The organism is Streptomyces shaanxiensis, from assembly GCF_039537145.1.
Classification (GTDB): Bacteria; Actinomycetota; Actinomycetes; order Streptomycetales; family Streptomycetaceae; genus Streptomyces; species Streptomyces shaanxiensis.
The window spans coordinates 138,949-165,834 of sequence record NZ_BAAAZY010000005.1; the positions used below are offsets into that span (position 1 = coordinate 138,949).

At 70.8% G+C, this 26,886-nt stretch carries 26 protein-coding genes; 8 read left to right on the top strand and 18 right to left on the bottom strand.

Annotation, left to right across the window (positions count from 1 at the left end; genetic code table 11):
• Positions 1-40: 40 nt before the first annotated feature.
• The 8 genes from ABD932_RS05465 to ABD932_RS05500 form a co-directional block, all read right to left on the bottom strand.
• A complete protein-coding gene (locus ABD932_RS05465) occupies positions 41-1,882 on the bottom strand; it encodes an acetyl/propionyl/methylcrotonyl-CoA carboxylase subunit alpha (RefSeq protein ID WP_345009138.1) in 1,842 nt (613 codons plus the stop codon).
• An 11-nt stretch (positions 1,883-1,893) separates the two neighbouring features.
• Positions 1,894-3,492 carry an acyl-CoA carboxylase subunit beta gene (locus ABD932_RS05470; RefSeq protein ID WP_345009140.1) on the bottom strand — a complete coding sequence of 533 codons (1,599 nt, stop codon included), beginning with the start codon at positions 3,490-3,492 and terminating at the stop codon, positions 1,894-1,896.
• Positions 3,489-5,198, bottom strand: a complete 1,710-nt coding sequence (locus tag ABD932_RS05475) for an acyclic terpene utilization AtuA family protein (protein WP_345009142.1) — start codon at positions 5,196-5,198, stop codon at positions 3,489-3,491. Before ABD932_RS05475 ends, ABD932_RS05470 begins: the two co-directional genes overlap by 4 nt.
• On the bottom strand, positions 5,195-5,989 hold the full coding sequence (locus ABD932_RS05480; protein WP_345009144.1) for a TIGR03084 family metal-binding protein: 795 nt from the start codon (positions 5,987-5,989) through the stop codon (positions 5,195-5,197). Before ABD932_RS05480 ends, ABD932_RS05475 begins: the two co-directional genes overlap by 4 nt.
• Positions 5,990-6,269: 280 nt before the next feature.
• Positions 6,270-6,632: a DUF6247 family protein gene (locus ABD932_RS05485; protein ID WP_345009146.1), complete on the bottom strand. Its 363-nt coding sequence runs from the start codon at positions 6,630-6,632 to the stop codon at positions 6,270-6,272.
• A gap of 89 nt (positions 6,633-6,721) precedes the next feature.
• Positions 6,722-7,675: an EamA family transporter gene (locus tag ABD932_RS05490; RefSeq protein WP_425587406.1), complete on the bottom strand. Its 954-nt coding sequence runs from the start codon at positions 7,673-7,675 to the stop codon at positions 6,722-6,724.
• A 196-nt stretch (positions 7,676-7,871) separates the two neighbouring features.
• Positions 7,872-8,627, bottom strand: a complete 756-nt coding sequence (locus ABD932_RS05495) for a metallophosphoesterase family protein (RefSeq protein WP_345009625.1) — start codon at positions 8,625-8,627, stop codon at positions 7,872-7,874.
• Between the two features lie 85 nt (positions 8,628-8,712).
• Complete coding sequence (locus ABD932_RS05500) at positions 8,713-11,694, bottom strand: FAD-binding and (Fe-S)-binding domain-containing protein (RefSeq protein ID WP_345009150.1); 2,982 nt, start codon at positions 11,692-11,694, stop codon at positions 8,713-8,715.
• A gap of 192 nt (positions 11,695-11,886) precedes the next feature.
• On the opposite strand from ABD932_RS05500, the gene serC reads away from it, so the two are divergent.
• Entirely contained in the window at positions 11,887-13,005 is a 1,119-nt protein-coding gene (gene serC / locus ABD932_RS05505; RefSeq protein WP_345009152.1) for a phosphoserine transaminase, read from the top strand.
• 100 nt (positions 13,006-13,105) lie between these two features.
• Here serC and ABD932_RS05510 read toward each other — a convergent pair whose 3' ends face one another.
• Positions 13,106-14,044 (bottom strand): NADP-dependent oxidoreductase, encoded by a 939-nt coding sequence (locus ABD932_RS05510; protein ID WP_345009154.1) that lies wholly within the window; start codon positions 14,042-14,044, stop codon positions 13,106-13,108.
• A gap of 119 nt (positions 14,045-14,163) precedes the next feature.
• On the opposite strand from ABD932_RS05510, the gene ABD932_RS05515 reads away from it, so the two are divergent.
• Positions 14,164-14,589 carry a winged helix-turn-helix transcriptional regulator gene (locus tag ABD932_RS05515; RefSeq protein ID WP_345009155.1) on the top strand — a complete coding sequence of 142 codons (426 nt, stop codon included), beginning with the start codon at positions 14,164-14,166 and terminating at the stop codon, positions 14,587-14,589.
• A 50-nt stretch (positions 14,590-14,639) separates the two neighbouring features.
• On the opposite strand, the gene ABD932_RS05520 is transcribed toward ABD932_RS05515, so the two are convergent.
• The 3 genes from ABD932_RS05520 to ABD932_RS05530 all read right to left on the bottom strand — a co-directional run bounded on the left by ABD932_RS05520 (position 14,640) and on the right by ABD932_RS05530 (position 18,163).
• Positions 14,640-16,163, bottom strand: coding sequence for a cellulase family glycosylhydrolase (locus ABD932_RS05520; RefSeq protein WP_345009157.1), 1,524 nt, complete (start codon positions 16,161-16,163; stop codon positions 14,640-14,642).
• 129 nt (positions 16,164-16,292) lie between these two features.
• The gene (locus tag ABD932_RS05525) at positions 16,293-17,120 is read right to left on the bottom strand and encodes an ABC transporter permease (protein ID WP_345009159.1); all 828 of its coding nucleotides are present in this window, start codon (positions 17,118-17,120) and stop codon (positions 16,293-16,295) included.
• Positions 17,117-18,163 (bottom strand): ATP-binding cassette domain-containing protein, encoded by a 1,047-nt coding sequence (locus ABD932_RS05530; protein ID WP_345009161.1) that lies wholly within the window; start codon positions 18,161-18,163, stop codon positions 17,117-17,119. The genes ABD932_RS05525 and ABD932_RS05530 overlap by 4 nt, the downstream gene beginning before the upstream one ends.
• Positions 18,164-18,255: 92 nt before the next feature.
• Between ABD932_RS05530 and ABD932_RS05535 the strand changes: the two genes are divergently transcribed.
• Positions 18,256-19,062 carry a TetR/AcrR family transcriptional regulator gene (locus ABD932_RS05535; protein ID WP_345009163.1) on the top strand — a complete coding sequence of 269 codons (807 nt, stop codon included), beginning with the start codon at positions 18,256-18,258 and terminating at the stop codon, positions 19,060-19,062.
• Positions 19,063-19,111: 49 nt separating this feature from the next.
• On the opposite strand, the gene ABD932_RS05540 is transcribed toward ABD932_RS05535, so the two are convergent.
• The 3 genes from ABD932_RS05540 to ABD932_RS05550 all read right to left on the bottom strand — a co-directional run bounded on the left by ABD932_RS05540 (position 19,112) and on the right by ABD932_RS05550 (position 21,348).
• Entirely contained in the window at positions 19,112-19,663 is a 552-nt protein-coding gene (locus ABD932_RS05540) for a hypothetical protein (RefSeq protein WP_345009165.1), read from the bottom strand.
• Positions 19,660-20,286: a hypothetical protein gene (locus tag ABD932_RS05545; protein ID WP_345009167.1), complete on the bottom strand. Its 627-nt coding sequence runs from the start codon at positions 20,284-20,286 to the stop codon at positions 19,660-19,662. The genes ABD932_RS05540 and ABD932_RS05545 overlap by 4 nt, the downstream gene beginning before the upstream one ends.
• A gap of 69 nt (positions 20,287-20,355) precedes the next feature.
• Positions 20,356-21,348 (bottom strand): YncE family protein, encoded by a 993-nt coding sequence (locus tag ABD932_RS05550; RefSeq protein ID WP_345009168.1) that lies wholly within the window; start codon positions 21,346-21,348, stop codon positions 20,356-20,358.
• Positions 21,349-21,558: 210 nt separating this feature from the next.
• On the opposite strand from ABD932_RS05550, the gene ABD932_RS05555 reads away from it, so the two are divergent.
• Positions 21,559-22,236, top strand: a complete 678-nt coding sequence (locus ABD932_RS05555) for an SGNH/GDSL hydrolase family protein (protein WP_345009170.1) — start codon at positions 21,559-21,561, stop codon at positions 22,234-22,236.
• Here ABD932_RS05555 and ABD932_RS05560 read toward each other — a convergent pair.
• Positions 22,197-23,018, bottom strand: a complete 822-nt coding sequence (locus ABD932_RS05560) for an aminoglycoside adenylyltransferase family protein (protein ID WP_345009172.1) — start codon at positions 23,016-23,018, stop codon at positions 22,197-22,199. The genes ABD932_RS05555 and ABD932_RS05560 overlap by 40 nt on opposite strands.
• Positions 23,019-23,108: 90 nt before the next feature.
• On the opposite strand from ABD932_RS05560, the gene ABD932_RS05565 reads away from it, so the two are divergent.
• Positions 23,109-23,696, top strand: a complete 588-nt coding sequence (locus tag ABD932_RS05565) for a Uma2 family endonuclease (protein ID WP_345009174.1) — start codon at positions 23,109-23,111, stop codon at positions 23,694-23,696.
• A 16-nt stretch (positions 23,697-23,712) separates the two neighbouring features.
• On the opposite strand, the gene ABD932_RS05570 is transcribed toward ABD932_RS05565, so the two are convergent.
• Positions 23,713-24,663 (bottom strand): alpha/beta hydrolase family protein, encoded by a 951-nt coding sequence (locus ABD932_RS05570; RefSeq protein WP_345009176.1) that lies wholly within the window; start codon positions 24,661-24,663, stop codon positions 23,713-23,715.
• A gap of 129 nt (positions 24,664-24,792) precedes the next feature.
• Between ABD932_RS05570 and ABD932_RS05575 the strand changes: the two genes are divergently transcribed.
• Positions 24,793-25,383 carry a TetR/AcrR family transcriptional regulator gene (locus ABD932_RS05575; protein WP_345009178.1) on the top strand — a complete coding sequence of 197 codons (591 nt, stop codon included), beginning with the start codon at positions 24,793-24,795 and terminating at the stop codon, positions 25,381-25,383.
• Here the strand turns inward: ABD932_RS05575 and ABD932_RS05580 are convergent.
• Entirely contained in the window at positions 25,366-25,803 is a 438-nt protein-coding gene (locus tag ABD932_RS05580; RefSeq protein WP_345009180.1) for a hypothetical protein, read from the bottom strand. The two genes, ABD932_RS05575 and ABD932_RS05580, sit on opposite strands and share 18 nt — an antisense overlap.
• A gap of 83 nt (positions 25,804-25,886) precedes the next feature.
• On the opposite strand from ABD932_RS05580, the gene ABD932_RS05585 reads away from it, so the two are divergent.
• Positions 25,887-26,699 carry a helix-turn-helix domain-containing protein gene (locus ABD932_RS05585; RefSeq protein WP_345009182.1) on the top strand — a complete coding sequence of 271 codons (813 nt, stop codon included), beginning with the start codon at positions 25,887-25,889 and terminating at the stop codon, positions 26,697-26,699.
• A complete protein-coding gene (locus tag ABD932_RS05590) occupies positions 26,696-26,881 on the top strand; it encodes a DUF397 domain-containing protein (RefSeq protein ID WP_345009184.1) in 186 nt (61 codons plus the stop codon). The genes ABD932_RS05585 and ABD932_RS05590 overlap by 4 nt, the downstream gene beginning before the upstream one ends.
• Positions 26,882-26,886 lie beyond the last annotated feature (5 nt).

The window sequence follows — 26,886 nt, forward strand, 5'->3', positions numbered from 1 at the left end:
CACGCGGCGGAGCCGCATATCAATACAGCCCCGCGCCCCTTCAGGTCGGCTGCACGACCGCCAGTAGAGCGCCGACCGTTACCTGTTGTCCGGGGGCGGCGTGCAGGGCCGTCAGCGTGCCTGTGACCGGTGCCGCGATCCTGTGCTGCATCTTCATCGCCTCCAGCCACAGCAGGGGCTCTCCGGCCCGCACAGGCGCTCCTACGGCCAGCCCCTCAGCCACGCGTACGACCGTCCCCGGCATCGGCGCGAGCAGCGAGCCCGGTGTGTGCTGTTCCGTCGGGTCCGGGAATCGGGGCAGCGCGGTGAGGCGTGTGGCGTTCACGTGGATCTCGTCGCCGTACCTCGCGACCTCGAAGTTCCTTCGTACGCCGTCCACTTCGAGTACGACCAGGGCGGCATCGGCGTGTACGACCCGGACCCCGTCCGCCCCCAGGCCCGCGCGCGTGTGGCGGTAGCTGACCTCGATCTCCTCGCCCGCCATCGTGTACCGCTTGACCTGCGGCTGGGAGGGAACGTTGCGCCAGCCGCCGAAGCGGGAGCGGCCGTGGGCGTCGGCGAGGGCGGCGGCAAGGGGGGCGTACGGGTCCGGTGTGGGCTCGGTCAGGTCGGTGAGGTGGCGGTCGTAGAAGCCGGTGTCCATTCCGGCCGACGTGAACTCCTCGTGCCGCAGGGAGCGGACCAGGAGGTCGCGGTTGGTGGCCGGGCCGTGGATCGTCGCCCGTTCCAGGGCGCCCGCGAGCCTGCGGATCGCGGCCGCGCGCGTGGGGGCGTGCGCGACGAGTTTGGCGAGCATCGGGTCGTAGTGGACGCCGATGTCGTCGCCGTCGGTGAAGCCGGTGTCCAGCCGGACGCTCTCGGGTACGGCGAAGCGGTTCAGTGTGCCGGTCTGCGGGGCCCAGTCGCGGGCCGGGTCCTCGGCGTAGAGGCGGGCCTCGACGGCGTGGCCACGCGCGTGTGGCGGGGTGTCGGCGAGGGCGTGGCCTTCGGCGACGCGGATCTGTTCCGCGACCAGGTCGAGGCCGAAGACCGCCTCCGTGACGGGGTGTTCGACCTGGAGGCGGGTGTTCATCTCCAGGAAGTACGCCGTGTCGCCGGCCACCAGGAACTCGACGGTGCCGGCGCCGACGTAGTCGACGGCGCGGGCGGCCCGTACGGCGAGCGCGTGCAGCTCGTCCGTGAGCCGGTCGGAGAGTCCGGGGGCCGGGGACTCCTCGATCACCTTCTGGTGGCGGCGCTGCAGGGAGCAGTCCCGGGTGCCCAGGGCCCAGACCGTGCCGTGGGTGTCGGCGAGGATCTGCACCTCGACGTGGCGGCCGTTCTCGACGTACGGCTCGACGAAGACCTCGCCGTCGCCGAAGGCGCTCGCGGCCTCGGTGCGCGCGCTCTCCAGGGCGGCGGTCAGCTCCTCGATGCGGCGTACGATGCGCATCCCGCGCCCTCCGCCGCCCGCGGCCGCCTTCACCAGGACCGGAAGGTCGGCCTCGGTGACCTCGCCCAGGGGCGCCAGCCCCATCAGCTCCTTCGCACGCGTCTTGGACGCCATCGCCTCGATCGCCTCCGGGGGTGGACCGATCCAGACGAGGCCCGCGTCGAGGACGGCCCGCGCGAAGTCGGCGTTCTCGGAGAGGAAGCCGTAGCCGGGGTGCACGGCGTCCGCGCCGGAGGCCACGGCCGCCTTCACGATCAGGTCGCCGTCCAGATACGTGGCGGTGGGCGCCGCTCCCGGCAGCCGTACGGCCGCGTCGGCCACGCGCGCGTGGAGGGCGTTCGCGTCGGCGTCCGAGTACACGGCGACCGTCCGGATTCCCCACTCACGGCAGGTGCGGAAGATGCGGCAGGCGATCTCGCCCCGGTTGGCGACTAGGACTGAAGTGATCACTGGAAGGTCCCTCACATCCGGAAGACGCCGAAGCCACCGCGCGCGCCCTCGTAAGGCGCCGTGTGGATGGCGGACAGGCACATGCCGAGGACGGTGCGGGTGTCGCGCGGATCTATGACGCCGTCGTCGTACAGCCGTCCGGACAGGAACATGGGCAGCGACTCCGACTCGATCTGCTGCTCCACCATGGCGCGCAGCGCGGCGTCCCCTTCCTCGTCGTACGGCTGTCCCTTCGCTGCCGCCGACTGCCGGGCGACGATCGAGAGCACGCCGGCGAGCTGCTGGGGGCCCATGACGGCCGACTTGGCGCTGGGCCAGGCGAAGAGGAAGCGGGGGTCGTAGGCGCGGCCGCACATGCCGTAGTGGCCGGCGCCGTACGACGCTCCCATGAGGACGGAGAGATGGGGCACGCGGCTGTTGCTCACCGCGTTGATCATCATCGCGCCGTGCTTGATGATGCCGCCCTGCTCGTACTCCTTGCCGACCATGTAGCCGGTGGTGTTGTGCAGGAACAGCAGGGGGATGTCTCGTTGGTTGGCGAGCTGGATGAACTGGGCGGCCTTCTGGGACTCCTCGCTGAAGAGGACTCCTTGGGCGTTCGCCAGCACGCCGATCGGATAGCCGTGCAGGGCCGCCCAGCCGGTGGTCAGGCTCGTGCCGTACATCGGCTTGAACTCGTCGAAGTCGGAGGCGTCGACGATCCGGGCGATGACCTCGCGCGGGTCGAAGGGGGTCTTGAGGTCGCCGGGGACGATGCCGAGGAGTTCGTCGGCGTCGTACTTGGGGGGTTCGGCGGGGCCCGGATCGCCGTACGCCTTGCGGTGATTGAGACGGGCGACCACACGGCGTGCCTGCCGCAGCGCGTCCGGTTCGTCGACGGCGAAGTAGTCCGCGAGGCCCGACACGCGCGCGTGCATCTCCGCGCCGCCCAGCGACTCGTCGTCGCTCTCCTCACCGGTCGCCATCTTCACCAGGGGCGGTCCGCCGAGGAACACCTTGGCGCGCTCCTTGACCATGATCACGTGGTCGGACATGCCGGGCACGTATGCGCCGCCGGCCGTCGAGTTGCCGAAGACGACCGCGACGGTGGGGATGCCGGCCGCCGACAGCCTCGTCAGGTCCCGGAAGATGGCGCCTCCGGGAATGAAGATCTCCTTCTGGGACGGCAGGTCGGCGCCGCCCGACTCGACGAGGTTGATGCAGGGCAGCCGGTTGGCCAGCGCGATGTCGTTCGCGCGCAGGGCCTTCTTCAGCGACCAGGGGTTGCTCGCTCCCCCGCGCACGGTCGGGTCGTTGGCGGTGATCAGGCACTCCACGCCCGCGACGACCCCGATACCGGTGACGAGGGACGCGCCGACCGTGTAGTCGCTGCCCCAGGCGGCCAGCGGGGACAGCTCCAGGAACGGCGTGTCGGGGTCGAGGAGCAGCTCGATGCGCTCACGGGCGAGCAGCTTGCCGCGCCCACGGTGCCGCTGGACGTACTTCTCCCCGCCGCCGGCGAGCGCCTTGGCGTGCTCGGCGTCCAGGTCGGCGAGCTTGGCGAGCATGGCCTCGCGGTTGGCCGCGTGTTCGGGGCTCTTCGTGTCCAGGGAAGAGGCAAGGACGGTCACAGGAGCGTCTCCGGGATGTCGAGGTGGCGGCTGCGCAGCCATTCGCCGAGGGCCTTGGCCTGCGGGTCGAAGCGGTGCTGGGCGGCGACTCCCTCACCGAGGACGCCTTCGACGACGAAGTTGAGGGCGCGGAGGTCGGGGAGGAGGTGCCGGGCGACCTTCAGCTGCCCGCTTTCGGGGATCAGCTGCCGGAATCGGTCGACCGTGAGCTCGTGCGCGAGCCAGCGATAGGCCTCGTCCGTCCGTACCCAGACCCCGACGTTGGCGTTGCCGCCCTTGTCGCCGCTGCGGGCACCTGCGACGAGACCGAGGGGAGCGTGCTGGGTCGGACCGGGTGGCAGCGGGTCCGGTGGGGGTGGCTGCGGGACGTCGTCGAGTACGGCGGTGTCGGGGGCCGGCGGCACAGGGATCCGGCGTCCGTCGTGGAGGACGGCCACATGGTCGACGGCACCATGGGGGACGTACACATCCTCGAAGACCCCATAGGGCGAGCCCTTCCCGGGTGGCGCCAGCACATGGAAGCCGGGGTAACTGGCGAGGGCCAGCTCCACTGCGGCCCCGCTCAGGGTTCGCCCGACGGTCTCCTGGTCCCGGTCGCGCACGACGAGCCGCAGCAGTGCGCTCGCCGTCTCCTCGGTCGGGGCGTCGGCGCGGTCGGTGCGCACGAGGTCCCAACGGACGTCGGCGGGCGGTGACTTGGAGAGCGCGTCCGTCATCTGCTCCCGCACCAGGGCCGCCTTGGCCTCGACATCGAGGCCGGTGAGCACGAAGGCGACCTCGTTGCGGAAGCCGCCGAGGCGGTTGACGCCGACCTTGAGGGTCGGGGGCGGGGCCTCGCCTCGTACGCCCTCGACGCGGACGCGATCGGGGCCGTCCTGGGTGAGCCGTACGGTGTCCAGGCGGGCGGTGACGTCCGGGCCCGCGTACCGGGCGCCCGCCGTCTCGTACAGCAGCTGGGCCGTCACCGTGCCGACGTCGACCAGGCCGCCGGTTCCGGGGTGCTTGGTGATGACGCAGGTGCCGTCCTCGTGGAGCTCGGCGAGCGGGAAGCCGGGGTGGCGCAGGTCGCCGCCGCTCTTGCGGAACTCGTCGAAGAAGGCGTAGTTGCCGCCGGTCGCCTGAGCCCCGCACTCCAGCACATGTCCGGCGACGACGGCGCCCGCGAGCCGGTCATGGTCGCCCGGCCCCCACCCGAAGTGGGCGGCGGCGGGCCCGGTGACCAGGGCGGCGTCCGTCACCCGCCCGGTGACGACGATGTCCGCGCCCTCGCGCAGACAGGCCGCGATACCGAAGCCGCCGAGGTAGGCGTGCGCGGCGAGGCTGTCCGGATACCGACTGTGGAGGTCGTCGCCCTCGACGTGGGCGACGCGGACGGGGGTGCCGAGCCGGTCCGCCAACTGCCGTACGGCGTCCGCCAGTCCGGCCGGGTTGAGGCCGCCCGCGTTGGCGACGATCCGGACGCCCCGCTCGTGTGCGAGCCCGAGGCACTCCTCCAGTTGGCGCAGGAAGGTGCGGGCGTATCCGGCGCGGGGGTCCTTGAGGCGGTCGCGGCCGAGGATCAGCATGGTGAGCTCGGCGAGGTAGTCGCCGGTGAGGACGTCCAGTTCGCCGCCGGTGAGCATCTCGCGCATGGCGTCGAAGCGGTCGCCGTAGAAGCCGGAGGCGTTGCCGATCCGCAGCGGGCGGGAAGCCTGCGTGCTCGTCACCGCGAGGCCCCCTTCGGCGCGCGGCCCTCACCGGGCGGGCCCGCGAAGACCTGGGCGATGTCGAACCAGCGGTCCGCGTCGGGGCCCTCAGCTCGCAGGGCGAGGTCGGAGCGGTGGGCGCGCTGGGTGACGAGCAGGCAGAAGTCGAGCGCCGGGCCGGTCACGCGCTGCGGGGCGTCTTCGGGGCCGTAGGCCCACAACTCACCGGACGGCGCGACGAGTTCGATGCGGAAATCGTCGAGAGGTACGGGGAGTCCGTGCACGCCGAAAGCGAAGTCCCGGGTCCGTACCCCGATCCACACCACATGCCTCAGCCGGTCGGTGGGTGTGCGCACCACACCCAGTGCGTCGGCGATGTCCAGACCGTGGGCCCAGGTCTCCATGAGTCGGGCCGTGGCCATGGAGGCGGCGGACATGGGTGGGCCGTACCAAGGGAACCGGACGCCATGCGGCGCCTCGCGCAGTGCCGTGTCCAGGGCGGTCCGCCCTTCCCGCCACCGCGCCAGCAGCTCGGCGGGCGGCAGTCCGGCCCCCTCCTCCGCACCCTCGTCGACGAACGACCCCGGCGACACCAGCGCCTTCTCCACCAGCGTGTGGAACCCGTCCACGTCGGTCACCGCCAGCAGCGCCGAGCGGTCCGTCCAGGCGAGGTGCGCGATCTGGTGGGCCACGGTCCAGCCGGGGGCGGGTGTGGGGAGTGCCCACTGCTCGGGGCTCAACTCTGCGACGAGCCGGTCGAGTTCCTCACTCTCCGCGCGCAGATCGTCGAACACGGGCGTCGGATCGGACACGGTGCGCTCCCTGGGGCACGGCGGTGTGCGGGGTGGTGCGGCGTGGTGAGGAGCATGGCAGCGGGAGCAGAAACAAGCAAGCATGCTTGCATTGATTTGACGCATGGGCGATGAGCAGCTTCAGCCCATGACTACGGACTCGGGAGACGACGCAGCCGACGCACGGCGATCTCACAGAGGGTCGGGCGTGACCTGCCAGATGGTGACGAGTTCTGAGCGGGGGGTGATCATGTAGACGAAGAAGCCGCCGACCACGAACGCATGCTTCGCGCCTTCGTCGTTACTTCGCGTGCACAGCCTTGGCGGCGTCGCGGTAGACGCCGCCGGCGGTGGCCAGGTGTTCGCGCGCTTCGTCCGGCGCGGTCGCAACGTGGGCCAGGTACCCGGCACGGTGGTACGCCCTCGCCGCTTCCGGATGCCGTTCGATCTCGATCAGGGCGGCCCAGTGCTCAAGGTAGGCATGGACCGGCTTGAGAGAGCCGTACTCCACCGCCTCCGCCAGGGCCTGGTCCTTGGCCTGGTCATAGGCAGCCAAAAGCTGGGGCGCGACGACGGCGCAGGCAGCACGCAAAGCACCCGGGGTTCGCTCAGGGCGGGGAATCAGCGGTCCGTCGCCCACGGATTCCGTGGGTTGCAGACCCATGCTGCCGTTCCCTTCCATGTCCTCCGAGGACGGGCCGGCCCGCTCGCCGGAGGACCGGGTGATTCAGGGCACGAGCCCGACTCTAGCCGTCAGCTACCGACCCCCGGCTCCTTCGCCTTCCCCCGCCCCACCTGCGTCCGCACCGCCCCCATGCTCGCCGCGATGACGAGGGCGATGGCGACGGCCTGGGCGGTGGACAGGGTCTGGTCGAGGAGGAGGAAGCCGGCGGCTCCGGCGACGGCCGGCTCCAGGCTCATCAGGATCGCGAAGGTGGGGGCGGGCATGCGGCGCAGGGCGAGGAGTTCGAGGGTGTAGGGGAGCACCGAGGAGAGGATCGCCACGGCCGCGCCGAGCCCGAGGGTCACCGGGTCGATGAGCTTCGCGCCCGATTCGGCGATGCCGAGAGGCAGGAACAGGATGGCACCCACGGCCATCGCGAGCGCCAGCCCGTCGGCCTGCGGGAAGCGTCGGCCGGTGCGGGCGCTGAAGACTATGTAGGCCGCCCACATGGCGCCGGCCGCCAGGGCAAATGCGACACCTATGGGGTCGAGACTCTCGAAGCCTCCGCCGCCGAGGAGGAAGACCCCGGCGAGGGCGAGTCCGGCCCAGACGACGTTGACCAGGCGGCGTGAGGTCAGGACGGAGAGCGCGAGCGGGCCGAGCACCTCCAGGGTGACCGCGGGGCCCAGCGGGATGCGGGCGACCGACTGGTAGAAGAGGCCGTTCATCGCGGCCATCGTGACGCCGAAGACGATCACCGTGCCCCAGTCGGTGCGGGAGTGACCGCGCAGCCGGGGCCGGCAGACCAGCAGCAGGACGACCGCCGCCACCAGCAGCCGCAGCGCCACCACGCCGAGCGCACCGGCGCGCGGCATCAGGCTCACCGCCAGGGCACCGCCGAACTGCACCGAGATCCCGCCGGCCAGCACCAGGCCCACGGGGCCGAGCGCGTCCCACCGGCGCGGGGCACCGGCCGTGGGCTCGGACAGGGCGGCCCGGGTGTGGGCCGGTGAGGGCGTGGCGGCGGCATCAGGGGTACTCACGGGCGTTCCAGGGGCTCGGCTCGACATGTTCATCGTGCTGTACTTCCGAGTCCAGGGTAGTGGACTTAGTCAGGCGTGTGAACCCATTACGCCACTGTCCCGGAATGTGGACGGGAAGGGACGGGAGGGACGGGAGGAGGCAGGAGGAGGCGGGAGGAGACGGGAAGGGCCCGCCCCCTCCCCGACTACGAGCCGACTACGAGGCCCCCCGACCGTCCCTCGGCCCGAACACCCTCAGCGCGTCCGCATCCGTGGCGCGGGCGTTGAGGAAGTGATCCGCCCACTCCGCGATGTCGCCGTAGGCACACTCCGCGGTCAGCCGTGCGATCGCCCGCGGAACGTCGTACGGCGTCACCCGCAGGACGACCCCCGGCCCCAGCAGGCACCAGTGGGCGCCCGCCCGCCCGTACGGCATCCCGACGCTCCCCGGGTTGACCACCAGGCGCCCGTGGGCGAGCCGTGCGTAGGGCATGTGGGTGTGCCCGCAGACCACCGTGCGGACGGAGTCGGCGACCCCGTCGAAGACCTCCGCCCACCGGTCGGGGCGCGAGTCGACCAGGACGACCTCCTCGTCGTCGCGGGGTGTGGCGTGACAGAAGAGGACGTCGCCGAGGCCACGCACGCGCAGCGTGAGCGTCCTGGGGAGGGAGGCGAGGAACTCGACCTGGTCCTCGGTGAGCCGACCCGCCGCGTAGGGGGCGATCGGGTCGGGGATCTCGTCCCGTTCGCCGCGCCGGTACTCGACCAGCTCCCGGTCCGCGTTGCCCGCGATCCACAGCACGCGGTCGCCCTGCCGGCGCAGGAGGTCGAGCACCTCTGCGGGCTGTGGTCCCGCCGTGATGTCCCCGGTGAGCACGATGCGCTCGGCGGCGGCGACCTCCGGCTCGGCGAGCACCGCCTCCAGCGCGGGGAGCACCCCGTGAATGTCGGAGAGGACGGCCACCCGCCCCAGCTCAAGGCCCGGCGCAGGGTCCGGCTCAAGGCCCGGCGCAAGGTCAGGCACAAGGCCCGGCGCAGAGTTCAGCTCAAGGCCCAGCTCATCGCCCCGACTCATCGGCCACTCCTTCGCCGTCCCCCGACGCCCCCTCCAACGCCTCCCCCGACGCCTCCGCCAGCACCTCCGCCAGGTGCCGCCCCCGCACCCCGGCCAGCTGTTCCAGCTGCGTCCGGCACGAGAACCCGTCCGCCAGCACCACCGCCCCCTCCTGCGCACCCCGCACCGAAGGCAGCAACTGCTCCTCGGCGCAGGCCAGCGACACCTCGAAGTGCCCTTTCTCGAAACCGAAGTTACCGGCGAGACCGCAGCAGCCCCCGCTCAGTTCGCCCGAGAGCAGAGCGGCTTGACGCAGCCGACGGTCGGCCCCGTCGCCGAGGACCGCGTGCTGATGGCAGTGCGTCTGCCCGACCGCCGCCCGGTCCACGCGGGGCGGCGTCCAGTCGGGCGCATGCCGCTCCAGCGTCTCCGCGAAGGTCAGGACCCGGTCGGCCAGGCGCCGGGCCCGCGGATCGTCGTGCAGCAGTTCCGGCAGGTCCGAGCGGAGGGCCGCCGCACAGCTCGGCTCCAGGACGACGACCGGGGCGGCCGTCTCCAGCACCGGCTCCATCAGGTCGAGCGTGCGCCGCAGCACCGCGCGAGCGCGGTCGAGCTGCCCGGTCGAGACGTACGTCAACCCGCAGCAGACGCGACTGCGGCCCCGTAGGAGGGACAGCGGGTCCATCGCGACCGCCGTCCGGCCACCGCCCCGCTCACCGTCCCCCACCGGCACCCTCTTCAGCCGCACCGTGGGCGGCAGCGCCACCCGCAGTCCCGCCGCCTCCAGCACCCGTACGGCCGCCTCCCCCACGGACGGCGAGAGGTGCTCGGTGAAGGTGTCCGGCCACAGGACGACCAGCTCACCGCGCTCGCGGACCCCGTCGGCCAGGGCGTCACCCCCGCCGAGCCCACCACCGCTCCCCGCCTCGGCGCGCCGCCCCTCCCACCACCGGCTGAACGTCCGCGTCGCCACCCGCGGGATCTCCCGCTCCGGCGCGATACCGCCGAGCCGTTTCGCCGCCCGTGCCAACGGCCGTACGGCGGCCAGGGCGTTGACCAGCGACGCCGTACGCGTTCGTGCCACCACGCGCAGCCACTGCGGCAGCCGGCCCATGCTGTAGTGCGCGGCGGGGCGGCGGCGCCCCTCGTAGTGGTGGTGCAGGAACTCCGCCTTGTACGTGGCCATGTCGACCTCGACCGGGCAGTCGGACCGACACCCCTTGCAGGACAGACACAGGTCCAGCGCGTCCCGCACCTCGGTCGACCGCCACCCGTCGGTCACCAGTTCTCCGGCGAGCATCTCGTGCAGCAGCCGGGCACGCCCGCGCGTGGAGTGCTCCTCCTCGCCGGTGGCCCGGAAGGACGGGCACATGACGGACGGGCCCGACACCGAGGTCGTACGGCACTTCGCGACCCCGACGCACCGTCGTACGGCCGCCGAGAAGTCCCCGCCGTCGGCCGGGTATCCGAAGGCCACGTCCACCGGCTCGCGGGGCAGGACCGCGAACCGGAGGTTCGCGTCCAGGGGCGCGGGGCGCACCAGCATGCCGGGGTTGAGCAGGTCGTCCGGGTCCCACACCCCCTTCGCCCGCTCGAAGAGACGGACCATGGCCTCCCCGTACATCTTCGGCAGTAGCTCGGCCCGCGCCTGCCCGTCCCCGTGTTCCCCGGACAGCGAGCCCCCGTGCGCCACGACGACCTCGGCGAGCTCCTCCGAGAAGCGCCGGAAGCGGCCGATGCCCGCCTCCGTCAGCAGGTCGAAGTCGATACGGACGTGGATGCATCCGTCCCCGAAGTGCCCGTACGGCGTCCCGCGCAGCCCGTGTGCGGTCAACAGCGCGCGGAAGTCCCGCAGATACGCGCCGAGGCGCTGCGGCGGCACCGCGCAGTCCTCCCATCCCGGCCACGCCTCGCTGCCGTCCGGCATCCGGGTCGCCGTACCGCTCGCGTCCTCCCGGATCCGCCACAGGGCCCGTTGCCCGGCCGCGTCCGTCACGACCAGCGCGTCGACGACATCGGCGGCCCGCACGATCGCCTCCGCACGCGCGCGTGCCTCCCCCTGTGACTCCCCGCCCGTCTCCACGAACAGCCAGGCGCCGCCCCGGGGAAGCGCGGCGGTCGAAGGCACGAGGTCGGCGGCCATGCCCTCGACCGTCAGCGGCCCGTACGGCAGCAGCCCGGCCGCCGCCTCCGCCGCCGCGCTCTCGTCGACGTACGCCAGCACGGCGAGCGCACGCGCGCGTGGAGCTTCGACGAGCCCTACGGTCGCCTCGGTGAGGATCCCCAGGGTGCCCTCGCTCCCGCAGAAGGAGCGGGCGACGTCGGCGCCCTTCTCGGGCAGCAGCGCGTCCAGGGCGTATCCGGAGATACGGCGGGGCAGTTCGGGAAAGCCGGTGCGCAGCCGCGCCAGCTCGCCCTCGACCAGCTCCCGCAGCCCGCGCGGCGCCCCGGCCCACTCCTCCCCCAGCCGCAGCCGCTCCCCACGCGCGGTGATCACGTCCAGCTCCCGCACGCTGTCCGCGGTCGTCCCCCACGCCACCGAGTGCGAGCCGCACGAGTTGTTGCCGATCATCCCGCCGAGCGTGCAGCGGCTGTGGGTGGAGGGGTCGGGGCCGAAGCGGAGCCCATGCGGGGCGGCGGCGTCCTGCAGGCGGTCGAGGACGAGGCCGGGCTGGACGACGGCGGTGCGGGCCTCCGGGTCGAGGGAGACGATCCGGTTCATGTGACGGGTGAAGTCCAGCACGACGCCGGCACCGGTGGCCTGCCCCGCGATGGAGGTACCTCCGCCACGCGCCACGACCGGCACCATGTGGTCCCGGCACACCTCCAGCACGGCGGCGACGTCGTCGGCATCATGTGGCGCCACCACACCGAGTGGGACGCGCCGGTAGTTGGACGCGTCCATGGTGGTCAACGCCCGGGAGGTGACGTCGAAGCTCACCTCACCCTGGACGACGGTTCGCAGCGCAGCCTCAAGATCCGTCATACCTCCAGCAAACCAGCCAAGTCCAGCAAACTCAGCCCGTCCGGCGTTTGAGGACGAGGCCCCTTCAGGGCCGAAGCGGGGGTCTGGGGGCGGCAGCCCACAGGTCCGACGCCAGCCGACGCCAGCCGAAACGCCGTCTCACCCGACGGACGAGGTTTCACCGAGGTTTCCCGAAACGGCTACGCTCCCCCCGTGGCTGAGATCCAGATTCCCGCTGACATCAAGCCCGCCGACGGACGTTTCGGCGCGGGCCCCTCCAAGGTGCGGACGGAAGCGCTGGACGCGCTGGCCGCCACCGGAACCTCCCTGCTCGGCACCTCCCACCGCCAGGCCCCGGTCAAGAACCTGGTCGGCCAGGTGCGCGAGGGCATCAGCGAGCTGTTCCAGCTCCCCGAGGGCTACGAGGTCGTCCTCGGCAACGGCGGCTCGACGGCCTTCTGGGACGTCGCGACGCACGGCCTGATCGAGAACAAGTCGCAGCACCTCACGTTCGGTGAGTTCAGCTCCAAGTTCGCCAAGGCCGCCAAGCTCGCCCCGTGGCTCGCCGAACCGGACGTCATCTCCGCCGACCCCGGCACGCACCCGGAGCCGGTCGCCGAGGCGGGCGTCGACGTCTACGCCTTCACGCACAACGAGACCTCGACCGGCGTCGCCATGCCGATCAAGCGTGTCGAAGGTGCCGACGAGGGCGCCCTGGTCCTGGTCGACGCCACGTCCGGCGCCGGCGGTCTGCCGGTCGACGTCTCCGAGACGGACGTCTACTACTTCGCCCCGCAGAAGTCCTTCGCCTCCGACGGCGGCCTGTGGATCGGCGTCTTCTCCCCGGCCGCGATCGAGCGCGCCGAGCGCATCCACGCCTCCGGCCGCCACATCCCGGAGTTCTTCTCGCTGCCCACGGCGATCGACAACTCCCGCAAGAACCAGACGTACAACACCCCGGCCCTCGCCACCCTCTTCCTGCTCAACCAGCAGCTGGAGTGGATCAACGGCCAGGGCGGCCTCGACTGGGCGGTCCGCCGGACGGCCACGTCCGCCCGCACGTTGTACGGCTGGGCCGAGGACATCAAGTACGCCAACCCGTTCGTCACCGACCCGGCCAAGCGCTCGGCGGTCATCGGCACGATCGACTTCACGGACGAGGTCGACGCCGCCGCCGTCGCCAAGGTCCTGCGCGCCAACGGCATCGTCGACACCGAGCCCTACCGCAAGCTCGGCCGCAACCAGCTCCGCGTCGCGATGTTCCCGGCGATCGACCCGGCGGACATCGAGGCGCTGACGAAGTGCATCGACTACGTGATCGAGAAGCTGTAGCACTCCGAGCGGTACGACGATGAGGGCGCCCGGCGAACGCCGGGCGCCCTTTCGCGTCCGATCGTCCTGCAGGAACCGGCCGCTGATTCCGCCCGCACGGTCACGGCACCAGCACGAGCTTCCCCGTCGTGCGCTTCTCCTCGATCGCGCGATGGGCCTCGGCGGCCTCGGCCAGCGGATAGGTGCGTTCCACGGTCACCCGGAGCCGGCCCGCCTCGATGCGGTCGGTGATCGGCTCCAGCGCCTGCCCGGAGGGCTCGGCCGTGACCCAGGCGTAGCGCAGACCACGGGCTGCGGCCTCGCGTTCGTCGGTGCCCGGGTCGATCGACGCGCCGACGAGCAGGCCGCCCGGGCGAAGCACGTCGAGGGAGCGTGCCCCATAGGCGCCGCCGACCAGGTCCAGGACGGTGTCCACGGGGGCCACGGCGGCGCGGAAGTCGGTGACGGTGTAGTCGACAAGCTCGTCGGCGCCGAGGTCACGCAGGTAGCCGTGCTTGGCCGTGCGGGCGGTGCCGATGACGTGGGCCCCGAGCTCCTTGGCGAGCTGGACCGCGACGTGCCCGACCCCGCCCGCCGCCGCGTGGATCAGCACCCGGTCGCCGGGCCCGACCCCGGCCAGTACGGCCAACGCCTGCCAGGCGGTGATCCCGACGAGGGGCACGGCCCCGGCGTGCGCGAGGTCGAGGTTCTTGGGCTTCGACGCCAACGCGGCGGCCGGTACGGCGGTGTACTCGGCGTACGCGCCCCGCCGGGAGACCGGCAGCATGCCGTACACCTCGTCGCCCGCCGCGAAGCGCGTCACGCCTTCGCCGACGCGCTCGACGACACCTGCCACATCGTTGCCGGGCGTCCAGGGCAGGGTGACCAGCTCCGGCACCCGACCGGACCGGAGAACGGCGTCACCCGGGTTGACCCCGGCACCGCCGACCCGCAACAGCACCTCCCCGGGACCGGGTTCGGGCACGTCGGCCTCGGTGTAGGTGAGTACCTCCGGGCCGCCGAACGCGGACTGGACGATGGCATGCATACGAGCGGACATCGGGCTGTCAGTGCTCCTCGTCGAGGGACTCGCCCGTGGGGCGTCACAGGCAGGAGTCCATCGTCGGTCCGGACAATGACCGTACGGAAGAAGGCACTTCTCTGATATCGAGGTTCCTCATGGATACCGGCTTCGACCTCAGGAAACACGGCGGCGTGGAGGTCTTCCTGCGCGACTGCCCCACGCGTGCCGTGCTGGAGCTCATCGCGAGCAAGTGGACCATGCTGGTGCTGGTGGCGCTGGAGGACGGCCGGCCCATGCGGTTCGGCGAGCTGCGCCGTCGGCTGGACGGCGTGACTCCGAAGGTGTTGACGCAGACGTTGCGCGCGCTGGAGCGCGAGGGGTTGCTGACCCGCAGCGTGTACCCGACGGTGCCGCCGCGCGTGGAGTACCGACTGACCGAGCTGGGCCAGGAGGTGGGCGGGCTGATCCAGGGCATCACCCTGTGGTCGCAGGCGAACATCGCCGCCATCCAGGCCGCGCGCGAGGAGTTCGACGAACGCGCCGCCCTCCTGCAGCAGGACCCGGTCGCCCCCGACCGTTGACGGGGCGCCCGGCGATCACCGGGCGCCCTGCTCCCGTACGGCCGCCTCGGCTACGCGGCCGTACAGCTCACACTCGGCACACCCCCACCCCCGGGCGCACCCCCGAACCCGAAACTCGCCGAACCGCCCACCGCGACCGCCCCGTTGTGCGCGGCATTCGTCGCGGTCACCGTCCCCCCGCTCTGCGTGTACGACGCGTTCCACATGGACGTCACCTGCTGGGAGCCGCTCCAGGTCCAGGTCACCTTCCAGGAGTTGACCGGGGTGGTCCCCGTGTTGGTCACCTTCACCTCGGCGTTGAAGCCGCCGCCCCAGTCGCTGGTGACGGTGTAGGCGGCGCTGCATGCCGCCGTGCCCCCGCCGGGGTCACCGGGGTCGCCGGGGTCACCGCCCCCGCCGGCCGGGAACCCCGGTGCCTTGATGCTCGCCAGGTAGCCGTCCTTCACGGTGTCCACGGTCGACCAGTCGTCCTTCAGGATGCCGCCCGTGTCACCGGAGTTGGGGTTCCAGGACCAGAAGGTCCAGTGGAACGAGTCCGAGCCGTACGTCGACGTCGAGCGCAGGTACGTCGCCAGCGCGGTCAGCCACTTCTGGTCCACCGTCGACTGGAGGGTCGTACCGAACTCGCCGAGCCACACCGGAGCGATGTTCTGCTTGAAGATGTAGCCCCAGTACTTGTCCCAGATGCCCGGCATGTTGTCGGGGAACGACGGGTCGCTGAACCAGGGCTGCTGGGCCACGCTCGTCGCGTAGTCGTGGGCCGAGTACACGAGCCGGTTCGGGACGTCGAGCTGGACCGGGTACTGGGCGACGCCCATGAGGTTGCCGCCCCACCAGCCGTTGACGCCGTTGTACGACTGGACGCCCTCGACCATGATCAGCAGGTCGGGGTTGACGGACAGCACGGCGTTCCCGGCGCGCTGTGCGGCGAGCCGCCAGTCGCGGGTCGTGTCGCCGCAGCCCCAGCACGCGGGATCGTGCGGCTCGTTGTGCAGGTCGATCCCGATGACCGTGCTGTCGCCCTTGTAGCGCCCTGCCAGCGCCTTCAGATTCGCGATCCACGTCGACTCGGGGACCGCCGAGGTGTACCAGAGCGCCGACTGGCCGCCCGCGTCGGGCCGGTGCCGGTCGAGGACGATCTTGAGGCCGACCTGGCCGGCGTACGCCACGATCCTGTCCAGCACCTGCACGGACGTCAGCCCCTGCAGATCGGCGTTCTTGCCGTCGGCGTAATTGATGCTGTCCGGCATCGTGCCGCTCTTGAGGATGTCGTCGCTGAAGGGGACGCGGAGGGTGTTGTAGCCCAGCGACTCGATCTGGTCGAGCATGCTCTTGTAGTCGCGCGCCCACAGGCCGTGGACGACGTGGTTGCCGGTCTCGAAGCCGAACCAGTTGATCCCGGCGATACGGACCGGCTGCCCGGCCGCGTCCAGGATCTGCCGGCCGCTGGTGTGCCAGTAGCCGGCGCCGGCCTGGGCCTCGGCCGCCCGGGCCGGCTGCGTGCCGGCTCCGGCCAGCGGTAACAGGAGCGCGGCGGCCACCGCGCACAGCGCTCTTCGCAAGCTGCGGAACATGTCCCTTGTTCCTCTCGGGGAGGCGCGGCCCCGGAATCGATGGGAGCGCTCCCATCGACCGCGCACCTCCCAGGAAACTGACGCACCATGGGCACGTCAAGGAGATGCGCGGCATTTGAGGGGCCTCGGTCACCGGCTCAGCTTCTGGAACCTCCGCATCGCGAGCGGCAGGAAGATCGCCGTCAGGATCACCGGCCACACCCCTGCCATCAGCAGCGCATGCTGCTCGACCCAGGAGCCCCCGGTCACCGCACCGGCCGGCACCCCGAACAGCTCGCGGGTGGCCGCCGCAGTGGACGAGATCGGGTTCCAGGCCGCCACCCAGCCCAGCCAGTCGGGCATCAGCTGCGGCGCGACGAAGATGCTGGAGATCATCGTGAGCGGGAAGGCGACGGCGAACAGGCCGCCGGCGGCCTCCGGGTTGGGGACCAGCAGGCCCAGCCACACCCCGATCCAGATCAGCGCGAACCGCAGCCACAGCAGCAGCCCGAAGGCGCCGAGGAAGCCGAACCCGCCGTCCGGGCGCCAGCCCATCGCGAAGGCGGTCAGCATCATGATCGCCAACTCCGCGCAGGCGGCGAGCAGATCGGTGATCCCGCGCCCGGCGACCACCGCCGACGAGGCCATCGGCATGGAACGGAAACGGTCGATGACACCCTTCGTCGAGTCGTAGACGACGAGCGTCGCGGTGTTGATGAAGCCGAACGCCATCGTCATCACGAACATGCCCGGCATCAGGAAGTCCTTGTAGTTTCCGCCGCCGGGCACCTTCATGGCACTGCCGAAGACATAGCCGTAGAGGAGGACGGAGAGGATCGGGAAGCCCAACTGCCAGGCGATGTTGACCGGTTGGCGCTGGTAGTGGGTCAGGCCGCGGCGGACGATGTTCCAGACGTCGGCGAGGGCCCAGTACACGCGGCCGCGGGCACTCGGTGTGGTCAGGTCGACGGCACTCATACGGCGGCCCCCTTCTGGGTCTTCTGGCCCTTCTCGGCCTTATCGGCCTTATCCGGTTTGTCGGCCTGCTCAGCCTTCTCCGTACGGTGTCCGGTCAGGCGCAGGAACACGTCGTCGAGGCTCGGCCTGCGCAGCCCGATGTCCTCGACCTGGACGCCCTCGTCCTGCAGCGTCCGCGCGACCTCCGTGAGGGCGGACACCCGGTCGATGACGGGTGCGTGCACCCGCGACTCGCCCTCCTCCGCCTCGGGTTCACCGTCCGAGACGCGGGCGACGACCTTCACCACCCGCGGAATGTCGGACCGCTCCGCCACCACGACCTCGATACGGTCGCCGCCGACGAGGTTCTTCAGTCCGTCGGGGGTGTCGTCGGCGATGGCCCGCCCCTGGTCGATGACGGTGATGTGCGAGGCCAGCTTGTCGGCCTCCTCCAGGTACTGGGTCGTCAGCAGTACGGTCGTGCCGCCGGCCACCAACGCCCGCACCGATTCCCAGACTTCACCCCGACTGCGGGGGTCGAGCCCGGTCGTCGGCTCGTCCAGGAAGAGGACGGTCGGGGCGAGGATCATCGAGGCGGCGAGGTCGAGGCGGCGCCGCATACCGCCGCTGTACTTGCCCACGCCCCGGTCGGCGGCGTCGGTCAGGTCGAACTGCTCCAGCAGCTCGGTGGCGCGCAGCTTGGCCCGCCTGCCGCCCAGGTGGAAGAGCCGGCCGAACATCTCCAGGTTCTGCCGGCCGGTGAGCACCTCGTCCACGGCCGCGTACTGCCCGGTGAGGCCGATGCGCGCCCGGACCTCGCGCGGCTGCCGGGCCACGTCCAGCCCGGCCACGGTCGCCCGGCCGCCGTCGAGCCGGATCAGCGTGGACAGGATGCGTACGGCGGTGGTCTTGCCGGCGCCGTTCGGGCCGAGCAGGCCGTGCACGGTGCCCTCACGGACGGCCAGGTCGAAGCCGTCGAGGGCGCGTTTTTCGCCGTAGCGCTTCTCCAGCCCCTCGGCCCGTACCGCGTATCCGTCGTGTCCGTGGTGTCCGTCGTCACCCATGGATCGGGTCCCCCTTTCAGTAATTGAGTACACCGTACCCGATTGCGCGTACACCGTACCCAGTTTTTCCGGGAGGACTTAAGCTGAATCGCATGACGAGTGGCAAGGGCGGCACCAGCGGTACGGAGACCAGCGGCAGCGGCGACATCGTCCGCACGTTGGAGCTGCTCTGGGAGACGGGCCGACGCCCCAGCCGCGGACCCAAGCCGGCCCTCACCCTGGACCAGATCGTGGACGCGGCGGTCCGGGTCGCGGACGCCGAGGGCCTGGAGGCGGTGTCGATGCGCCGGGTCGCCGCCGAGCTGGGCACGGGCACGATGTCGCTGTACCGCTACGTCCCCGGCAAGGGCGAGCTGCTCGACCTGATGCTGGACCGCGTCCAGCGGCCCTCCGAGAACCCCGCCGACCTCGGCGACGGCACCTGGCGCGCGGCGCTGGAGGCCCTGGGCCGCGCGACCCTCGACCTCTACCGCCGCCACCCCTGGCTGCTCCAGGTCAACCAGTCCCGCCCGATCCTGGGCCCGAGCGCCATGGACGGCATGGAGAAGGTGCTCGCCCGCATCAAGCCGATGGGCCTGTCCGACCCCGAACTGGTCTCGGCGATCATCATGATCGACGGGTACGTCGTCGGGGCCGCGCGCACCCAGCTGTACCACCAGGAGGCGGAGCGCCGGACGGGCCTGACGGACGCGGAGTTCTGGGAGGCCCAGACCCCGATGCTGGAAAAGGTCCTCGCGTCGGGCCGCTACCCCCTGATGGCCTCCCTCGACGAGAACACCTGGGGCCCCGACTTCGACCACTTCGGGTTCGGGCTGCAGCGGATCCTGGACGGGCTGGAGGCCTTCGTCGCTCGGCGGGCGGAGGAGCGGGGCGGGGAGAAAAAGGGCGGGGAAGGGTGACGCCGGGAGCGGTGACGCCGGGAAGAGGTGACACCGGACGCGGACCGGCCTACGGGCTGGGCTCCGCGATCATGGCGATCCAGCTCAGGACACCCACGGGGATGGCGACCACGACGACGTAGCCGACCCGGTCGGCCACCTTCTGCCGCCGCGAAGGCTCCCGGCGGTGGGCCTCCTTGCGTTGGGCCTTCCCGCGCGGCTTGATCGCCTGGTGCGCGAGGACCGCGAGGACGACCACGCAGACCGCGACCTGCCAGAGCTCGCCCACGACACCCCAGAACCCGACCCGCTGAACCGTCTCCGGCTCGAGCCCCTGCCGCGCGTCGAACCCACTGCCGTCCGGATAGTCGTGCCCGGTGTCCTCGAGGTGCACAGACACGGCGTCGTCGGCCGTGCCGCCGTCCGGCGTGAAGTCCCCGGAGCAGTCGTAACGGGAGTTCTTGCCGCTGCTGTTGGTGTCGTGGCAGGTGTCCACCTCGTACGTGCCCGGGGTGCCGTAGACCCCCGCGGACAGGGCGAGGTCGGCGGTCGCGGTGACGCACCAGAAGGCGGCGACCAGGGCGAGGAGGACGCCGCACACCCAGCCGAGTACGCGCTTCATCCGCCCACCAAAATGTTCGGCTCCTTCTCCAACAGCCTGGAGATACCGGCCTGTTCGGCGAGAGCCACGCGCTGCGGGTCGGCCTGGGCGCGCTCCTGCTCGTACTTCTTCCAGTCCGCGGGCTGCACGAAGAACATGTCGTTGCTCCCCGGTAGGACCATGACGCCGCCGAAGGCCGGGTCCCCGGCGAACCAGGCACCGCCCTCCTCGGCCTCCTTCGGCCGGCGGCGCATCGTCGTGGCGTTGACCGCGCGCAGCGAAGGCGCGCCGTGCTGCCCGCGCACCGACAGCCGGACGGTGTGCACATCGCCGAGGTACTTCCACTCCGAGCCCTTCCAGGAGACCCGGGTGCGGTACTCCAGGGGGTAGGTGTGCAGCACCTTCTCGCACACCTTGATCCGGGAGCCGTGGCGCAGCCGGAGCATCAGGAAGATCAGCACGAGCAGGGCGGCCGGGATGCCGAACCCGGGCAGGGCGGCGTCATAGCCGGCCAGGTGCGCCACGTACGGGACGGCGAACAAGGTCACGGCGAGCGCGAGGCGGGTGACGATGTGCCGGTACAGCAGAGCGCGGTTGTGCCTGAGCACCTGCGCGGCATCGGGTGCGAGGGGCGGGTTGGCCATGCGGGGTCAGGTGATCCTTCGTACGAGGTGGAACGCCTCGGGCATTCTCCGACACACCGCCGAGGCCCTTCACCCCCGCCGCAGCAGCCTCCGCAACCCGAACACAACCACACACGCGACGACCACCGCGACGGCACCGACCTTGATGTCGCCGCTCGGGCCGCCGTCGCCGTCACCGTCGTCGCCCGCGGCCGAACTGCCGCCGCCGGAGGAGGAGTCGGGGGATCCGGCGTCCTCGGGGGCGTCCTGGGCGACCACCGCGCTGCCGGCCCCTTCGCTCCCCAGCATGAGCTTGGTGCCGTCGGGTGAGTAGCTGACGGACTCGCCCTGGCCGAGGGGCACGCTGATGCGCTCCAGCCGTTTGAGTTTGCCGCCGTTCCAGTCGTAGGCGATGCCGCCGAAGTAGCCGCGTACGGCGAGGGTCCGGCCGTCCGGGGAGAAGGCGGCGTCGGTGGCCCACAGGTCGACCGGGGTGATGGGCTTGAAGACGTTCGTGCCGTTGGGGGAGAGCTTGGCCGGTGCCTCGTAGAGGTGCCCGCCGTCCTCCAGCTTGTCGATGATGTAGACGCGCCCGGTCTTGGGGTGCACGACGAGCGACTCGGCGTCGCGGGTGCCGTCGGAGTACTTCACCACGTACTGCGTGGCGCGGATCGTCTGGTCCTTGAGGGTTTTCGGCTCAGGCAGCCGGTAGACCCACACATAGGGCCACTCCACACCGTCGTTGTCGCCGATGTCGCCGACGTAGATCTCGTTGCCGGGCCCGATGGCGATCGCCTCCACGTCGCGCGGGGTGCCCACGCCGGTCATGGTGATCGTCGCGACGGTCTCGCCGGTGCTGCTGTCGACGGCGTAGAGGTAGGCGCCCTCGTCCTGGTCGTTGTGCGTCCAGTAGACGCCCGGGTGCTGACGGGAGGCGGCGAGACCGCTGGACTCCGTGATGCGGGGGTCCTTGATCGTGAAGTCCTCGTTTCCGTCCGCGGCGGACGCGGCGGCGGAGGCGGGCACGGCGGTGAACGCCCCCACGAGAAGGACCCCGGCAAGAGACGCGAGCAGTCGGCGCATGCCCCCAAGCCTGCCATCCCGGCCGGTTTCACGAGCTGGGCCGGCCTGACTGAGATCCACGGGGACATCGCCTGATCTCCGAGGAGGAGTTCGACGCGGCGTACGCGCAGATCGGGGAGCGCGGCATCGAGACACCGGGCGCAGGCGGCGTGTCAGGCTTCACACGCCGCCTGCTCCTACCGACAGGTAGCGATCGTCCATCATGAGCGGATGCTCAGGTTCATGCCCGTCGGCGACACCATGACCATCGGCAGCGCCGGCGAACACACGTGGCGCTACCGCATGTGGCAGCACCTGCGCGAGACGTACGGCGGCCCCTTCGCCCTCGTCGGCCCGCGCGAGACGCTCTACGACAAGGCGATGGACGCGCCCACGTCGTACGAGTACGCCGACCCCGACTTCCCCCGCGCCCACCTCGCCGGCTGGGGCGAGGGCTGGCTGCACATGGCACCGCTGATCGGCGAGGCCGTGCGGTCGTACCGGGCGGATGTGCTGCTGGTGTCGCTGGGCCTGATCGACCTGGGGTTCTACACGAACGCGGAGCAGACGGCGGAGAACGCGCGCGGGTTCGTGGCGGCGGCGCGGGCGGCGAACCCGAAGGTGCGGATGGTCGTGCTGCCGGTGATCCCGAACGTCCGGGCGGAGTCGGACGCCGAGTTCGCCGTGCAGGTGAGCCGCTTCAACGAGTTGCTGGCGAAGGCGGTGGCCGACCTGGACGAGCCCCGCTCACCGCTGCTCCTGGCGTCCCCTCCCCCGTCGTACGACATCAACCTCGACACCTACGACGGCACGCACCCGAACGCGAGCGGCGAGCACAAGATCGCGGAGGCCTTCGCGGACGCGATGTATCAGGCGTGGGGGCTGGGCGAGCCGTACGAGGCCGACTGATCGTCGACCGCCTGATCGTTGAGCGCCTGATCGTTGGCCGCCTGACGCTTGACGGCGTCCACGAGGGCGTCGGCGCAGGGGCGGACGCCCGGTAGCAGGTCGTCGCCCCAGTGCTCTTCCTCGTCGCCGAGGTAGACGGCACGGGCGTGCGCGAGGACGGGCCGGTGCTCGGCGGGGAGCCGGGCGAGGGCCCAGTCGGCGGCGGCGTCCTTGGAGCGGATCGCGCCCGTGTCGAGGGTGGTCCAGATCCGGGCGAGGGTGAGCAGGACGTTGCGGGTGTCGGAGTCCAGCTCGGTGAGGAGCTCGGGTACGGCGGTGACGATCGCGCGCCTGAGATCCGCGGGCGGGACGGGGTCGAGGAGCTCGGCGGGTGGGGGCCCGTACAGCGGGGCGTTCGCCAGCAGCACCATCGTGAGGAGCGGGGCGAGGTCGGGGCTGGGCTCGGGGACCGAGGTTACGCCGCGTTCGTAGTCGGCGCGCAGCCATTCGCCGTAGAGGAAGTCGCAGGTGGGTGGGTAGCGCCAGGGGCGTACGTCGTCCTGTACGACGACGATGAGCTCGACGGGGCGGGAGGCTCCGCCGGACACCTTCATCAACTCCCTTACGAGCGCTCGGCGTTGGGCCTGGGTCGTGGGCTCGCTCACGACGACCAGGACGTCGATGTCGCTGTGGGGGCGTAGGCCGCCGAGGGTGGCGGAGCCGTGGAGGTAGATGCCGAGGATGGTGGTGCCAAGGGTGTGGTGGAGGAGGGGGACGATGTGCTGGGCACCTGGGTCTGGCATGTGAGCTTCCTCTCGGTGTCCTGGTCACTGTGCGTATCGTTGTACTGCGCGGCTGCACCTTCCGTGGGGCAGCCGGGGAGGAGCGCCACGATGACCGTCATTGAAGACAGGATCGCGATGGCCGAGAGCGACACACGCTGGCTCGATGAGATGTTCGAGCGGCTCGAGAGGATGCCCGTCCCCGAAGGATTCAGGGTCGAGATCGTCGGGGGCAACGTCCATATGACGCCGCAGCGGGATACGCACTGGGTAATCATCCGCCGAATCGTGCGGGCGCTGGAGGACAGGTACGGGATGGACGTCAAAGCATTCTCGGACGTCCGCATCGACTTCCCGGGCTACAAGAACGGCTTCTGTCCGGACATCGCCCTGCTCAATGACTCGGCGAAGAAGGACGACACGGGCCACTGGCGTTACCAAGACGTCGAGTTCGTCGCCGAGGTCATCTCGGAGGGTACGGCCTCCAACGACTACGGCCCGAAGAAAAGGGCCTATGCGGCCGCCGAAGTCTCCGTCTACGTCGTCGCCGACCCCTACCAGGGGCGGTGCTACGTCTACACCGATCCCAAGGACGGCGACTACGAGAACCGGACGCCGGTGGACTTCGGCACCGACGTCGACCTGATCGGCACCGTTGTCGACCTCACCCTCAAAACCGACCGTTTTCCCCGCGACTGACGCCCCCGACCACCCGTCAGAACACCTTGCTCTCCAGCTTCCCCAGCGGGTCGGAGCCTTCCTCCAGCAAGGCGACCGCCGCCTTCCAGCCACTGTCCTCGGTGTAGAGGGCGCTGCGCAGGAAGGCGGAGGTGAGTTGCTGGATCAGGGCGACGCGTGCGGGACTCTCGTCGGTCGTCTCGGCGACCTCGTACCCGGGAATGCCACCGAGCGAGTGCTCCGCCCCGAACAGCGTGAGCAGGCTCTTGCTTCCCGGGCTGTGGGTGTAGGGGTCGGTGAACCAGTCCGGTCCGCGCGAGGTCAGGTGGGACTGGTCGTGGTCCCCGGCGACGACGAGGGCCGGCGTGGTCATGGTGTCGAAGGACGGCCTCATGAAGGGGAAGTTCTCGGCGGCGAACGGGGTCAGATCGTCCCCCAGGCCGGCCATGGCGAGCAGCACACCCGCCTTGACCCGGGGGTCGGACATGTCCTCGCCGGGAACACCGTCGGAGTCGAGGAATCGCGCGCCCAGCAGCGTGCTCGCTGTCTGAGCTCCCCAGGAGTGACCCGCCACGGCGATGCGGCCGCGGTCGAGGCGCCCGCCGAGGCCCGGCACCGAGGCTTCCAGGACGTCGAGTCCGTCCAACACCCGCTTGAGGTCCTCGATACGGAAGCGCCAGATCCGCGGTGTACGGGGGTCCTCGGCGGGGAGGCCGAGCGTCCTGGAGTCGAGGTGGGTCGGCTGCACGACCACGAAGCCTTGCGCGGCCCAGAAGTCCGCCAGCGGGGCGTAGCCGTTCATCGACCACCCGAAGCCGTGCGAGAAGACGACGACCGGGAGATCGCCGCCGGTCGCGGGGGCGGACACGCGGACCTGTAGGTCCTCGCCACGACCCGGGGCGGCCAGCACGACCGGCTTCGCGGATATCACTGTGGCGGGCGCACCCGCGCTCTTCCGCACGTTCACGGTGTTGTTCGAGTCGGACATGGAAGTGCCTCCGTTGATGGTGACGGACGGACCGGTCCCCCGGTCTGCCATCATGGGCGAAACGGAACCTCGTTCCGCAAACAATACGGAACACTGTTCCGCTTTGGCAATCACGGAAGGAGCGCCGCGGTGAACGACAGCGGCCACAGCACGGGAAGCGCGGCCGGATCCAAGCGCAAGGACGCCCGGCGCAACCAGCAGACCCTGCTGGACGCGGCCGCCTCGGTCTTCGTCACCTCGGGCGTGGAAGCACCGGTACGCGACATCGCCGCCAAGGCCGGCGTCGGGACGGGCACGATCTACCGGCACTTCCCCACCCGGGCGGACCTGATCATCGCCGTCTACCGCCACCAGGTCGAAGCCTGCGCCGAAGCGGGACCGGCCCTCCTGACGACCAGTCCGACACCGCACGCCGCCCTGGAACAGTGGGTCGGCCTCTTCGTGGACTTCCTGGTCACCAAGCACGGCCTCGCAGCCGTACTGCGGACCGACAGCTGCGGTTTCGAGACGCTGCACACCTATTTCCTCGACCGCCTCCTGCCGGTGTGCGCCCAACTCCTCGATGCTGCCGCCGCCTCCGGCGAGATCCGCCCGGGCATCGACGCCTACCAGCTCATGCGCGGCATCGGAAACCTCTGCATCGGCGCCGAGAGCGACCCCCGGTACGACGCGCGCCGACTGGTCGCACTCCTCGTCGCGGGGCTACGTCGGCCGAGCTGACCGTGGCCCTCCGGCGGAGCTTCTCCCCACGACTTCGCGCAGCAACTCACCCTCGACGAACGGGACTTCCTCCGTCGGCATCGACCGCCATTCCAGCGGCCAGGTGACGCCGGTCAGGGCCGGTACGCCCACGTACGCCGAGTAGCCGGTGGCGCGGGTCAGGGTGCGTACGCCGGGGGGCCAGCGGTGGGTGGTGGCGGTTTGCGGGGGCAACAGGAAGTACAGGTATCGCTCGCCGGTCAGCTCGCGGATGATCGGGCCCGCGTCGAAGTGCGTGCGGAGCAGGAGTTCGGCGGCGGCGCCTTCTGCCTGGGCGCCTTTCATACGTACGGCGTCGAAGTGGATGCCTGCGTGGCGGAGCGCGTGGCCGGTGTCGGGGATCCAGGTGGGGAGCCAGGGGTTGGCGATTTTCTCGTACATGCCGCAAATGCAACCGGGCGCTTACATACTGTGACCAGGGGTTCGTGGTGGTGGTGCGGGGCTGTGTAGTTGGGGAGGTCGTTGTGCACGCCGGTGAACGAGGTTCGGGGAACCTGGAGATGTTCGGCTCGTTGCTGCGGTTCTATCGCGAGCGGGCCGGGATGACTCAGGAGGCGCTGGGCAAGTACGTCGGGTACTCCAAGTCCCAAGTGGCCATGGTGGAGCGGGGAGAGCGGCCGCCCAAGGGCAAGCTGGTCGAGATCGCGGACGAGGTCCTGGGTGCACAAGGTGCACTTCTGGCGGCGGGCAGGAAGCTGAAGGCGAGCCGGTTTCCGTCTTGGTTCGAGGACTACGCGGAGCTGGAGGCGAGGGCGACCTCGATCTACATGTACGCCAACCACGTGATTCCGGGCTTGCTGCAGACCGAGGCCTACGCGCGGGCGATCTTCGTCGCGCAGCGCCCCACCCTTGAAGAGGAGGAGATCGAGGCCAGGCTGGCGGCACGCCTGGACCGCCAACAGGTGATGGAGCGCAAGCCCGCACCCACCGTTGGCTTCGTGCTTGACGAACACACGCTCAGGCGCCCCCTTGGCGGCCAGCCCGCCCTGCGGCAGCAGTTGGAGCACCTTCTGATCGTCGGGAAGCGCCGCAACATCGAGATCCAGGTCATGCCGACCGACCGGCAGGAACACGCCTCTCTGAACGGCCCCATGATCCTGCTGGAAACCGATGAACGCAGGCAGCTCGCCTACGTCGAGGGGCCAGGCGGCGGATACTTCGTCAGCGAACAGCCGCACCTGGGCGACCTGTTCACGCAATATGGCATCCTGCGAGCCCAGGCTCTCAACCCGGATGAGTCAGCAGAACTGATCGACAAGGTGGCACGGGACCTATGAGTACCGACCTGCACTGGTTCAAGAGCAGCTACAGCGGCGGCCAGGGCGGCGAGTGCGTAGAAGTAGCCCTCACCCCCACCACCATCCACATCCGCGACTCCAAGACCCCCACAGACCACGGACAGAGGGCCGTCCAGATAACCCCCACCACCTGGACGACCTTCCTCAACTCCCTGCCCTAGCCCAG

Coding starts and splice junctions, on each gene's coding strand:
- ABD932_RS05510 (WP_345009154.1), bottom strand. CDS start 14,044: ATGTCCGCTCGTATGCATGCCATCGTCCAGTCCGCGTTCGGCGGCCCG.
- ABD932_RS05565 (WP_345009174.1), top strand. CDS start 23,109: ATGACCGTCATTGAAGACAGGATCGCGATGGCCGAGAGCGACACACGC.
- ABD932_RS05590 (WP_345009184.1), top strand. CDS start 26,696: ATGAGTACCGACCTGCACTGGTTCAAGAGCAGCTACAGCGGCGGCCAG.
- ABD932_RS05520 (WP_345009157.1), bottom strand. CDS start 16,163: ATGTTCCGCAGCTTGCGAAGAGCGCTGTGCGCGGTGGCCGCCGCGCTC.
- ABD932_RS05570 (WP_345009176.1), bottom strand. CDS start 24,663: ATGTCCGACTCGAACAACACCGTGAACGTGCGGAAGAGCGCGGGTGCG.
- ABD932_RS05530 (WP_345009161.1), bottom strand. CDS start 18,163: ATGGGTGACGACGGACACCACGGACACGACGGATACGCGGTACGGGCC.
- ABD932_RS05545 (WP_345009167.1), bottom strand. CDS start 20,286: ATGGCCAACCCGCCCCTCGCACCCGATGCCGCGCAGGTGCTCAGGCAC.
- ABD932_RS05525 (WP_345009159.1), bottom strand. CDS start 17,120: ATGAGTGCCGTCGACCTGACCACACCGAGTGCCCGCGGCCGCGTGTAC.
- ABD932_RS05560 (WP_345009172.1), bottom strand. CDS start 23,018: ATGCCAGACCCAGGTGCCCAGCACATCGTCCCCCTCCTCCACCACACC.
- ABD932_RS05485 (WP_345009146.1), bottom strand. CDS start 6,632: ATGGGTCTGCAACCCACGGAATCCGTGGGCGACGGACCGCTGATTCCC.
- ABD932_RS05555 (WP_345009170.1), top strand. CDS start 21,559: ATGCTCAGGTTCATGCCCGTCGGCGACACCATGACCATCGGCAGCGCC.
- ABD932_RS05540 (WP_345009165.1), bottom strand. CDS start 19,663: ATGAAGCGCGTACTCGGCTGGGTGTGCGGCGTCCTCCTCGCCCTGGTC.
- ABD932_RS05550 (WP_345009168.1), bottom strand. CDS start 21,348: ATGCGCCGACTGCTCGCGTCTCTTGCCGGGGTCCTTCTCGTGGGGGCG.
- ABD932_RS05500 (WP_345009150.1), bottom strand. CDS start 11,694: ATGACGGATCTTGAGGCTGCGCTGCGAACCGTCGTCCAGGGTGAGGTG.
- ABD932_RS05515 (WP_345009155.1), top strand. CDS start 14,164: ATGGATACCGGCTTCGACCTCAGGAAACACGGCGGCGTGGAGGTCTTC.
- ABD932_RS05580 (WP_345009180.1), bottom strand. CDS start 25,803: ATGTACGAGAAAATCGCCAACCCCTGGCTCCCCACCTGGATCCCCGAC.
- ABD932_RS05535 (WP_345009163.1), top strand. CDS start 18,256: ATGACGAGTGGCAAGGGCGGCACCAGCGGTACGGAGACCAGCGGCAGC.